Here is an 11,116-nt window from a genome sequence, read left to right on the forward strand (position 1 = left end):
TAGTCCTCGAAAATCTCCAGGCCCGTTGCCTATGGCGTGGCTGTATCCCAGGTACTGACCGTTGAGCCACACGTAAAAACAGGAATCAACGCTTCAAAGTTCAGGTTGACCCGCGGGGCGTCCTGCAGAGGGGTGTAGGTGAAGTCTCGCAGGTAGGCACCGGCAGGGTTGTTGTGGGGTACGAAGGGCGGGTCAATCGCATGGGGGTAGTTGACGTTGGTGTACTGGTGGGTGTCCATAACCGTGGTTTTGCCAGACGCTCGGTACAGGAAGGGCGTCGAGCCCATCCACCGGGTAGTCATCCGCGAAGAACCCTTCGGGTACGTCATAGATGCTGGCGAAGTATGCGAAATTCCAGTTTCCACTGAGCAGACTCAACCGGTCTGATGCCTCGCGGTTGTGTGCTAGGGCACCCATGGTACGGGGACGTGGGCACAAAGTAGGAGCGCACGGGCAGGGTATTTTCGTGCAACACCTTGAGGTTTGGTAGTGCTGTGGAACAATCACGAGGTTCTTCCTTCTCTACGAATCAGGCTGTAGTTGCAGATTCTTTACTGAGCTTATCGGGTGCCCCTTCCTCTCGGTGGTAACCGCTGGTTAGCCTTGGTTTATGCCTCTTGCGGCGCTGATAGTTCTCGGGCGCGCGTCCGCTTGGTCAAATGTGGCAGTTCTTATGAGCTTTTGTAGCGGTTCTAGGTGCTAGGACGCGTGAGACCAGATACCATTTATAGGGAAAGACCGCCGCTATGCGGCACTTGCGACAAGGAAAGAGCGTCAGCAATTGGCGCTCAAAATTTTTATAGGAGTACATATGGAACTCGACGTCACTATTGAAATCAACCGTGGCTCACGCGTTAAGTACGAAATTGACCATGAGACCGGTCGCCTGCGCCTGGATCGCGTGCTGTTCACCTCAATGCAGTACCCCACCGCTTACGGTTACTTTGAAAACACCCTGGGCGAAGACGGCGACCCCTTGGACGCGATGGTCATCCTTGATGTTGATGTTGTGCCCGGTGTTTTGGTTGAGTCACGCCCCATCGCTGTTTTCCGCATGACCGATGAAGCCGGTGGCGATGACAAGGTTCTGTGTGTTCCCTCAGATAAGCGTTACAACCACATCCAGTCCATCGACGATGTATCTGACCAGCTCAAGGCTGAGATCCAGCACTTCTTCGAGCGTTACAAGGATCTGGAGCCCGGCAAGTGGGTTAAGGGTGAAGGCTGGGAGAACAAGGACTTCGCTGAGAAGCTCGTTGTTGAGGCTCAGGAACGTTTCAAGGCTTCACACTACGGTTCAGCTGCTGAAGCTAAAGCAGACGAAACCCACTAAGCTATAGAAAGCTTTGGGGGCTTTGACGCTTTATTGAAGCTCAAGGGGGGGGGTCTCCGATATACACCGGTGCCCCCCCTTTAAGCAGACCATTCACCTCTGACCCAGGGGTGAATCATGCATTTAAAGGAGAATGATGACGCTTGCCCTCAATCTGTTTACCTCACACCGAACCCACCATTGCTGTACAAAATCGGGCAGTTATTCCACTGCCCTACATCGGAGGGTAAAAACTCGACGAGATTCGCGGTATCTACCGGGTGCCCAGCCGCCCTGTCATCGTAGGAATGGAGGTAAGTGATACAAATATGTTCCACCCCGGCATCAGCCAGTGTCTTCACAGCTGCGTAGCCGATGCTGTTGCTTCGTCCTGCACCGGTCACCAGAGCTACTGCACTCATGGCTTATCTCCTTTTAGGGAAGTGCCGATAAAGCGCGCAAAACCGCCCAAAAGCATCTGGGCAACCTCCCGGTCACGGGCATAGACGCCCAGCTCAGCGTCCGGGGCGATGTCCTGCGGTCCAATGATTCCCGAAGACATCTCAAGGCTGCTACCTTCGTCCTCTTCGTCAAAGGTAAAACTCAGCCCGTCTACGAAAGCGCCACCCAGAGCGTTTTCAACAGGTTGCAGAGCAATCACGTCACCGGGGACATAGTGGACGGTCTCGGCAAGGGGCACCAGCTCATTCCCTGCATTCTCTTCAACGAGCAACTCTTCGGTGAGCTCGACGTGCGCCTCGTGGGAGCTACGCAACTCTAAGGGCCACCACAGGTGCATGTATTCAACAAAAGCCTGCCATAACTCCCCCGATGGCAGCTCAGAGATGATATACAGATCAGTCCTGACCTCTTGCGCCGAGGGCACCTCTGTGGTTTGGATTTCTTCAATGTGATGCGAGAACAGTGAACTCATATCTTCAGCTTAACCCGCTGGAAGTCTTTAGCGTATCCCTTGTCTTAGTTCTGGGGTACGGGTGGGCCCATGAGTAGCAGGGCAACATAAACGACCACAATGACGCCCAGCAAAACGGCTGTAGCCAGCAGGGGTTTACGCAGTACCCACGCCTGCACCTTCTCGATGAAGCCTCGGGGCGTTTCACCACCGGGTGCCAGACGCCAACCGCCGGTGAGCAACCCACGCTTTTTTAGGTAGATTTCGTAGGGGACGGTGGCGAAGGGGATAACCGAGAGCAAAATGCCGGTAATACCTACAGAGGTTTTCCATTGCTGGTTAACCCATACGAAGAGGGTCACTGCCACGTAGCTGAGGAATACAAAGCCGTGCAAGCTACCAGCTGTAGAAACGAAGTCTGCTACCCCGGTTGCTCGGCTTATTATTGCGGCAATTAACCCTGCCCAGGTGATTGCCTCTGCGGTGGCGAAAATACTAAAGAGTGTGCGTGGGGTGAGATTCATAAGAGTGGATTCCATCTGTATCTATGTCTGTGTGTACAGGGTGAGATTTCCACTCTACCGCTTTTACTTTACTGTTGCGTGATGAGGATGCGGACGCGGGTTCTTCAGTTGCTCATAGTAAGTGGGGATCTTCTTCCAGGGTATAAAGAGGGCATCTATACCTGCCATTATGAAGAAGTAAATGTCCCCGATAATAAAACCACTAATCAGGCATACAAAGAACAGGGAGATACTCACTAGGAGATGGGGGCTTCTCGTTCTGAGTAGCCGTAGGGAACAAAGCGGGAGCGCACTCCCTGCTATCCCACTATAGCTACAGCCCACATAGTAGGCTCTCCACATCTTTGTAGGGGCTTTACTGCATCTTATGATCCTGAATTTTACTGCACGGGGGGTGGTGCAAGCAGTTAGGGATTTGTTACTAGGTTCTTAAACGAGAAAAAGTCCCTACCGTCAAACGATAAAGACTAAATCCCAAACAAAAAACCCGCGGTGACCTACTCTCCCACACCCTAACAAGTGCAGTACCATCAGCGCAAAAAGCCTTAACTACTGGGTTCGGAATGGAACCAGGTATTTTACTCTCGCCAAAACCACGGAAAACCAAACAACACACACCCCACCAACAAACAAGAGGCGGGGCACACGCCGGGGTTATTACCCAAAAACCATACAGTGGACACGTCAACAACAAAAACAATACTCACATACTCATGCCACCACAAAAAGTGATAAACAGTAAGCCTTCGACCTATTAGTACCAGTCAACTCCACACCTCTTCAGTCGGCGCTTCCATACCTGGCCTATCAACCCCATCATCTATAGGGAGTCTCACACACAAAAAGTGCAAGGAAATCTCATCTCAAAACAGGCTTCCCACTTAGATGCTTTCAGCGGTTATCCCTCCCGAACGTAGCCAATCAGCCATGCACCTGGCGGTACAACTGACATACCAGAGGTTCGTCCGTCCCGGTCCTCTCGTACTAAGGACAGCCTTTCTCAAATTTCCAACGCACGCAGCGGATAGGGACCGAACTGTCTCACGACGTTCTGAACCCAGCTCGCGTACCGCTTTAATGGGCGAACAGCCCAACCCTTGGGACCAACTCCAGCCCCAGGATGCGACGAGCCGACATCGAGGTGCCAAACCATGCCGTCGATATGGACTCTTGGGCAAGATCAGCCTGTTATCCCCGAGGTACCTTTTATCCGTTGAGCGACGGCCATTCCACAATGAACCGCCGGATCACTAGTCCCGACTTTCGTCCCTGCTCGACCTGCCAGTCTCACAGTCAAGCTCCCTTGTGCACTTACACTCAACACCTGATTGCCAACCAGGCTGAGGGAACCTTTGGGCGCCTCCGTTACTCTTTAGGAGGCAACCGCCCCAGTTAAACTACCCATCAGGCACTGTCCCTGAACCAGATCATGGCCCGAAGTTAGATATCCAGAATGACCAGAGTGGTATTTCAACAACGACTCCACACAAACTAGCGTCCATGCTTCACAGTCTCCCACCTATCCTACACAAGCCACACCAAACACCAATACCAAACTATAGTAAAGGTCACGGGGTCTTTCCGTCCTGCTGCGCGTAACGAGCATCTTTACTCGTACTGCAATTTCGCCGAGTTCATGGTTGAGACAGTAGGGAAGTCGTTACTCCATTCGTGCAGGTCGGAACTTACCCGACAAGGAATTTCGCTACCTTAGGATGGTTATAGTTACCACCGCCGTTTACTGGGGCTTAAATTCTCAGCTTCGACCACAAAGATCTAACCAATCCTCTTAACCTTCCAGCACCGGGCAGGAGTCAGTCCGTATACATCGTCTTACGACTTCGCACGGACCTGTGTTTTTGATAAACAGTCGCTTCCCCCTGGTCTCTGCGACCCATACACGCTCCCCACCGCAAGGGCAGTTCACGCTCAAGGTCCCCCTTCTCCCGAAGTTACGGGGGCATTTTGCCGAGTTCCTTAACCATGATTCTCTCGATCGCCTTAGTATTCTCTACCTGATCACCTGTGTCGGTTTAGGGTACGGGCAACTAGAACCTCACGCCGATGCTTTTCTCGACAGCATAGGATCACCAAATCCCCCACAAACGGGGTCCCATCACACCTCAGGCAAACACGGCCGCATTTAACAAACCGATACCCTACATGCTTAGACCACGACAACCATCGCGTGGCTTGGCTACCTTCCTGCGTCACACCTGTTAATACGCTTACCGCCACTGCTCGGATCCTACAACCCGCAGTAAGCTCCACACCAATCATAAAACCAGTGCAGTTACAAACCACATCGCATAGTTAGCATCACAGTCTTAGTATGGACGGTCCTTCGTCGGTACGGGAATATCAACCCGTTATCCATCGACTACGCCTGTCGGCCTCGCCTTAGGCCCCGACTAACCCAGGGCAGATTAGCTTGACCCTGGAACCCTTGATCATCCGGCGCACGGGTTTCCCACCCGTGATTCGCTACTCATGCCTGCATTCTCACTCGCATACCCTCCACCACTAGTTCACACCGCAGCTTCACTGGATACACGACGCTCCCCTACCCAACACACTCCACAAATGAAGCACATTGCCATAACTTCGGTGGTGTACTTGAGCCCCGCTACATTATCGGCGCGGAATCACTTGACCAGTGAGCTATTACGCACTCTTTCAAGGATGGCTGCTTCTAAGCCAACCTCCTGGTTGTCTAAGCAACTCCACATCCTTTCCCACTTAGCACACGCTTAGGGACCTTAGTTGATGGTCTGGGCTGTTTCCCTCTCGACAATGAAGCTTATCCCCCACTGTCTCACTGCTACACTCTCACTTACCGGCATTCGGAGTTTGGCTGACGTCAGTAACCCTGTGGGGCCCATCGGCCATCCAGTAGCTCTACCTCCGGCAAGAAACATGTAACGCTGCACCTAAATGCATTTCGGGGAGAACCAGCTATCACAGAGTTTGATTGGCCTTTCACCCCTATCCACAGCTCATCCCCTCCATTTTCAACTGAAGTGGGTTCGGTCCTCCACCACGTCTTACCGTAGCTTCAACCTGGCCATGGATAGATCACTCCGCTTCGGGTCTAGATCCTGCCACTCAAACGCCCTATTCAGACTCGCTTTCGCTACGGCTACCCCACACGGGTTAACCTCGCGACAGAACACTAACTCGCAGGCTCATTCTTCAAAAGGCACGCTGTCACCCCAAAAGGCTCCAACGGCTTGTAAGCACACGGTTTCAGGTACTATTTCACTCCCCTCCCGGGGTACTTTTCACCATTCCCTCACGGTACTTATCCGCTATCGGTCATCAGGAAGTATTTAGACTTACCAGGTGGTCCTGGCAGATTCACACGAGATTCCACGAGCCCCGTGCTACTCGGGTGGTCACACAAGCGGCGTGTCACATTTCAGGTACAGGACTCTCACCCTCTCCGGCCGTCCATTCCAAGACGTTCCCCTACACAACACAACATCACTACACTAGCCAGTTAGAACTAGAACGGTAACTCCCACAACCCCCATGATGCAACGCCTAACCGCTATCACACACCACAGGTTTAGTCTCATCCGCTTTCGCTCGCCACTACTCACAGAATCATTAGTTATTTTCTCTTCCAGCAGGTACTGAGATGTTTCACTTCCCCGCGTTCCCCCCAACCAGCCTATACATTCAACTGGCGGTAACTCACATCACTGCAAGCCGGGTTTCCCCATTCGGAAATCCTGGAATCAACGCCCTGTTATCGGCTCCCCCAGGCTTATCGCAGATTCACACGTCCTTCATCGGCTCCTGATGCCAAGGCATCCACCGTGTGCCCTTAATAACTTACAAAACACACAAATAATCAAAGAATAAAATCTAAGTTGTTACAAAATCATGAAAACAATAACAGAACAAACAAACACCCAAAAGCGCCCATTCGCTCACAGTTTCCAGAAGATGCTCGCGTCCACTATACAGTTCTCAAACAACAACCCACACACACAACAAACACACCAAAACAGCATATCCACCATGCGCCAGGCACAACAACAGAGACAACAAACCAAAGCTTGCTACCTCAAAACCCAACAGTATACCTTGAAAACACCACAACCAAGCAATGCCAAAAACAATGACGATATTCCACCCATGAGCAAACCCAGTGTCCAACACTCGCGGACAAACCAGGCTCAACCAATAAATGTTGAAGCTCCTTAGAAAGGAGGTGATCCAGCCGCACCTTCCGGTACGGCTACCTTGTTACGACTTAGTCCCAATCGCCAGTCCCACCTTCGACGACTCCCCCCACAAAAAGCGGTTAGGCCATCGGCTTCGGGTGTTACCAACTTTCGTGACTTGACGGGCGGTGTGTACAAGGCCCGGGAACGTATTCACCGCAGCGTTGCTGATCTGCGATTACTAGCGACTCCGACTTCATGGGGTCGAGTTGCAGACCCCAATCCGAACTGAGACCGGCTTTTTGGGATTAGCTCAACCTCACAGTATCGCAACCCATTGTACCGGCCATTGTAGCATGCGTGAAGCCCAAGACATAAGGGGCATGATGATTTGACGTCATCCCCACCTTCCTCCGAGTTGACCCCGGCAGTCTCCTATGAGTCCCCACCATCACGTGCTGGCAACATAGAACGAGGGTTGCGCTCGTTGCGGGACTTAACCCAACATCTCACGACACGAGCTGACGACAACCATGCACCACCTGTACACCAGCCCAAAAAGGGAAACCCTATCTCTAGAGCGATCCAGCGTATGTCAAGCCTTGGTAAGGTTCTTCGCGTTGCATCGAATTAATCCGCATGCTCCGCCGCTTGTGCGGGCCCCCGTCAATTTCTTTGAGTTTTAGCCTTGCGACCGTACTCCCCAGGCGGGGCACTTAATGCGTTAGCTACGGCGCGGAAAACGTGGAATGTCCCCCACACCTAGTGCCCAACGTTTACGGCATGGACTACCAGGGTATCTAATCCTGTTCGCTCCCCATGCTTTCGCTTCTCAGCGTCAGTTACAGCCCAGAGACCTGCCTTCGCCATCGGTGTTCCTCCTGATATCTGCGCATTCCACCGCTACACCAGGAATTCCAGTCTCCCCTACTGCACTCTAGTTAGCCCGTACCCACTGCACACCCGGAGTTAAGCCCCGGGCTTTCACAGCAGACGCGACAAACCGCCTACAAGCTCTTTACGCCCAATAATTCCGGACAACGCTCGCGCCCTACGTATTACCGCGGCTGCTGGCACGTAGTTAGCCGGCGCTTCTTCTGCAGGTACCGTCACTTTCGCTTCTCCCCTGCTGAAAGAGGTTTACAACCCGAAGGCCGTCATCCCTCACGCGGCGTCGCTGCATCAGGCTTGCGCCCATTGTGCAATATTCCCCACTGCTGCCTCCCGTAGGAGTCTGGGCCGTGTCTCAGTCCCAGTGTGGCCGGTCACCCTCTCAGGCCGGCTACCCGTCGTCGCCTTGGTGAGCCATTACCCCACCAACAAGCTGATAGGCCGTGAGCCCATCTAAAACCAGTACAAACCCTTTCCACCAAAAACCATGCGGTTCCCAGTCATATCCGGTATTAGACCCAGTTTCCCAGGCTTATCCCAGAGTCAAAGGCAGGTTACTCACGTATTACTCACCCGTTCGCCACTAATCAACCCGGTGCAAGCACCAAGCATCATCGTTCGACTTGCATGTGTTAAGCACGCCGCCAGCGTTCGTCCTGAGCCAGAATCAAACTCTCCGTTAAAAAACAAAAAAGAATGATAACTGTTATAGCTCAAAAATAAACAAAACCATCCCATACTCCACAAAACGGAAGCACCCGCCGTGCTTAATGACGGAACAAACACCACAAACATAGTGCTCGAGAGATGATCATAACTGTCATATTGAAAACCAAAAGTTATCAAAATAATAAATAAAATTGGTATCAATCAAAGTTTTTATAAATCAAAGCACACTATTGAGTTCTCAAGCAACAAACCACCCCAACACTCACCCCACACCAACCGGCGCAAGAAGCTCGCATTGAGCAGTCAATTCTCTTATTTCAGCCACCCACCGCAGCAGGCAACCATTCAAGCTTACCAGAAGCATTTCCACACCGCAACACGAAACAACATGTTCCATATCACAACCACGCATGAGCACATCCCAGCAACCACCACAACAGGCAACCACACAAAACCAAGCACACACGCACCAGAAACACCCTATAAAACTCTCAAAACCACCGCCCGACCAGGCACTTCATACAGCACCCCGCCACAACGACTCAAACAACTATACGCAGGTTCTTTGAGGTTTGCAAATCGAAAAGCGGTGAAACAGGGCACATTTCCAAATGAATGCCAACTCGTCCCACACAAGACCATAAAACTTCCCCAAAAGCAGCGGGGCGCGTCCGCACGTCACTCTATATGGAGGTCACTGACAAGCAGCCAAGCAACTCAAGGAATACACACAAGGCACCCGGTGTTACAGAAACGTACACCCACACAGACATATATAAGGAGCACCCTCGTGCCCGCACTATCAATACTTGACCTTGCGACCATCTACCCGGACGAAGCACCCAAGGACGCCTTTGCCCGATCAGTGCAGCTCGCACAAAAAGCTGAGAACCTCGGTTACAAACGCATCTGGTACGCAGAGCACCACAACATGAACAGCATTGCATCCTCAGCACCCGCCGTGCTGATTTCACACATTGGCGCACACACCGAAAAAATCCGACTGGGTGCTGGTGGCGTCATGCTACCCAACCACTCCCCACTGACCATCGCAGAACAGTTTGGCACACTCGCCGAACTCTACCCGGAACGCATCGACTTAGGTCTGGGACGCGCACCCGGCACCGACATGAACACCCTGCGCGCACTGCGCCGCGAACCCACCAGTGCAGAACGCTTTCCACAAGACGTCCTCGAACTTGCCGGCTACCTCAACGACAACACCCGCATTCCCGGAGTCAACGCAACCCCCGGACGCGGCACAGGTGTTCCCCTCTATATTTTGGGTTCATCGCTTTTCGGCGCCCAGCTAGCCGCAGCCCTCGGTCTGCCCTACGCCTTCGCGTCCCACTTCGCACCCACTCACCTAGAGCAAGCCATCGCCACCTACCGCCGCGAATTCAAACCCTCAGAACAACTAGCTGAACCCTACGTCATCGCAGCAGTCAATGTACTAGCATCAGACACCACTGAAGACGCCGAAGACCAGCTGCGCACCACCACCCGCCAGCGCATCAAGCTACTGGCAGCAGGCGGTCAAGACCTCAGCAACGAACAGCTGGACGCTATCGCCGACTCCCCCCGCGGTCAGCAGATCCTCGACATGATGGCATTCCGCGCCGTCGGCACCGGGGCAGAAGCTAAAGACTACCTGCTGCGCTTTGCAAACATGGTAGAAGCAGATGAACTCATACTCTCGTCCCTGGCAGCAAACACCGAACAGTCCCTGCGCAGCTACGAGATCATCGCTGAGCAACTCATCAATAACTAAAGTTGCCCAAAAGCGGTGGTGCAGTTGATATCCCTTTATCAACCGCACCACCGTTTTTGTTGTTCTCACGAAATACCCAGAAGGCAGCTAGCGGGTTTCGTCCCGACGGTTAGCGCGCCACAACCCCAGTTCATCCCCCATCGCCTCAAGTTCATCACGCAACTCATTACGCTTCTTACGCTGCCACAGACGGTAGGGCATAACTAATAAAGACACCAACAGCACTAACCCCAGAGACAAACTGCCCAACATCAACAGCAACTGCAAAGAAGAATCCAAATGTATGCCCCTACTCCCTTGATGCTTCATGCCCTTGTTTAGGCACACTTTGCCGTAAGTCTACTGTGCAACCACGCGAACAACCGCAACGGTCAGGCGAGCGCGGTTCTCGAGAGTGCCACCGTACTCATCGATGCGCTCATTGGAACTCGGTGTCACAAACTGATGCAAGAAATAACCATTAGCTCTGTTCACCTCAACGCCATCCATACCGCCTCGTGGACAGCGCGGTAGACTGCGTCCGCGAAACCCATAATAATGCTGGGAATCTTGTTATGATCCAAAGCCCGCGGGACAGAGCCCTTCTTCGTGCCCATTCGCACCGTGCAAGGTAACGCCAGGGATGATGGCACTCGGTACCTGCACGGTTTCCCCGAAGTGAGTAGAAGGAAGAGTTAGGCGTCCGGGCATAATCTGCATGACGATAGTGCCACCGGCAACATCAACAGCGTCGGTAATTCTCTTCCAACCGGCAAAGCTACTCATCGGTAGAGATACCGGGCTGACCCAAGAAGGAGCAGTTAACGTCCTCAAAGAAAGCGACCTCAGTAACAACCAGAGTGCCGAATATTCAATTTAAGACCG

General features: G+C 52.7%; 8 protein-coding genes, 3 rRNA genes and 1 pseudogene. 2 read left to right on the plus strand and 10 right to left on the minus strand.

The annotated features are described in order from the left end of the window. Positions 1-29 precede the first annotated feature (29 nt). Positions 30-302: a hypothetical protein gene (locus JR346_RS10055; RefSeq protein ID WP_205482427.1), complete on the minus strand. Its 273-nt coding sequence runs from the start codon at positions 300-302 to the stop codon at positions 30-32. A gap of 509 nt (positions 303-811) precedes the next feature. On the opposite strand from JR346_RS10055, the gene JR346_RS10060 reads away from it, so the two are divergent. After that, on the plus strand, positions 812-1,333 hold the full coding sequence (locus JR346_RS10060; RefSeq protein ID WP_204878250.1) for an inorganic diphosphatase: 522 nt from the start codon (positions 812-814) through the stop codon (positions 1,331-1,333). A 158-nt stretch (positions 1,334-1,491) separates the two neighbouring features. On the opposite strand, the gene JR346_RS10065 is transcribed toward JR346_RS10060, so the two are convergent. The 6 genes from JR346_RS10065 to JR346_RS10090 form a co-directional block, all read right to left on the minus strand. Further along, complete coding sequence (locus JR346_RS10065; RefSeq protein WP_205482428.1) at positions 1,492-1,734, minus strand: hypothetical protein; 243 nt, start codon at positions 1,732-1,734, stop codon at positions 1,492-1,494. Further along, entirely contained in the window at positions 1,731-2,246 is a 516-nt protein-coding gene (locus tag JR346_RS10070; RefSeq protein WP_205482429.1) for a hypothetical protein, read from the minus strand. The genes JR346_RS10065 and JR346_RS10070 overlap by 4 nt, the downstream gene beginning before the upstream one ends. Before the next feature lie 44 nt (positions 2,247-2,290). After that, the gene (locus JR346_RS10075; protein WP_205482430.1) at positions 2,291-2,749 is read right to left on the minus strand and encodes a DUF3817 domain-containing protein; all 459 of its coding nucleotides are present in this window, start codon (positions 2,747-2,749) and stop codon (positions 2,291-2,293) included. A gap of 484 nt (positions 2,750-3,233) precedes the next feature. Continuing rightward, a 5S ribosomal RNA gene (gene rrf, locus JR346_RS10080) occupies positions 3,234-3,350 on the minus strand. A 133-nt stretch (positions 3,351-3,483) separates the two neighbouring features. After that, positions 3,484-6,592: ribosomal RNA gene (locus tag JR346_RS10085) — 23S ribosomal RNA — on the minus strand. A 369-nt stretch (positions 6,593-6,961) separates the two neighbouring features. Then, positions 6,962-8,495, minus strand: a 16S ribosomal RNA gene (locus JR346_RS10090). Together the 16S, 23S and 5S rRNA genes form the textbook arrangement of a ribosomal RNA operon. Before the next feature lie 776 nt (positions 8,496-9,271). Between JR346_RS10090 and JR346_RS10095 the strand changes: the two genes are divergently transcribed. Then, on the plus strand, positions 9,272-10,252 hold the full coding sequence (locus JR346_RS10095) for an LLM class flavin-dependent oxidoreductase (RefSeq protein WP_240333955.1): 981 nt from the start codon (positions 9,272-9,274) through the stop codon (positions 10,250-10,252). A gap of 87 nt (positions 10,253-10,339) precedes the next feature. Here JR346_RS10095 and JR346_RS10100 read toward each other — a convergent pair whose 3' ends face one another. The 3 genes and pseudogenes from JR346_RS10100 to JR346_RS10110 all read right to left on the minus strand — a co-directional run bounded on the left by JR346_RS10100 (position 10,340) and on the right by JR346_RS10110 (position 11,017). Beyond that, a complete protein-coding gene (locus JR346_RS10100; RefSeq protein ID WP_205482431.1) occupies positions 10,340-10,531 on the minus strand; it encodes a hypothetical protein in 192 nt (63 codons plus the stop codon). A 60-nt stretch (positions 10,532-10,591) separates the two neighbouring features. Continuing rightward, positions 10,592-10,747: pseudogene (locus JR346_RS10105) on the minus strand (alkene reductase); the annotation flags it as partial. Between the two features lie 57 nt (positions 10,748-10,804). Next, the gene (locus JR346_RS10110) at positions 10,805-11,017 is read right to left on the minus strand and encodes a hypothetical protein (RefSeq protein WP_205482433.1); all 213 of its coding nucleotides are present in this window, start codon (positions 11,015-11,017) and stop codon (positions 10,805-10,807) included. Positions 11,018-11,116 lie beyond the last annotated feature (99 nt).

The organism is Rothia sp. ZJ932 (assembly GCF_016924835.1).
GTDB lineage: Bacteria > Actinomycetota > Actinomycetes > Actinomycetales > Micrococcaceae > Rothia.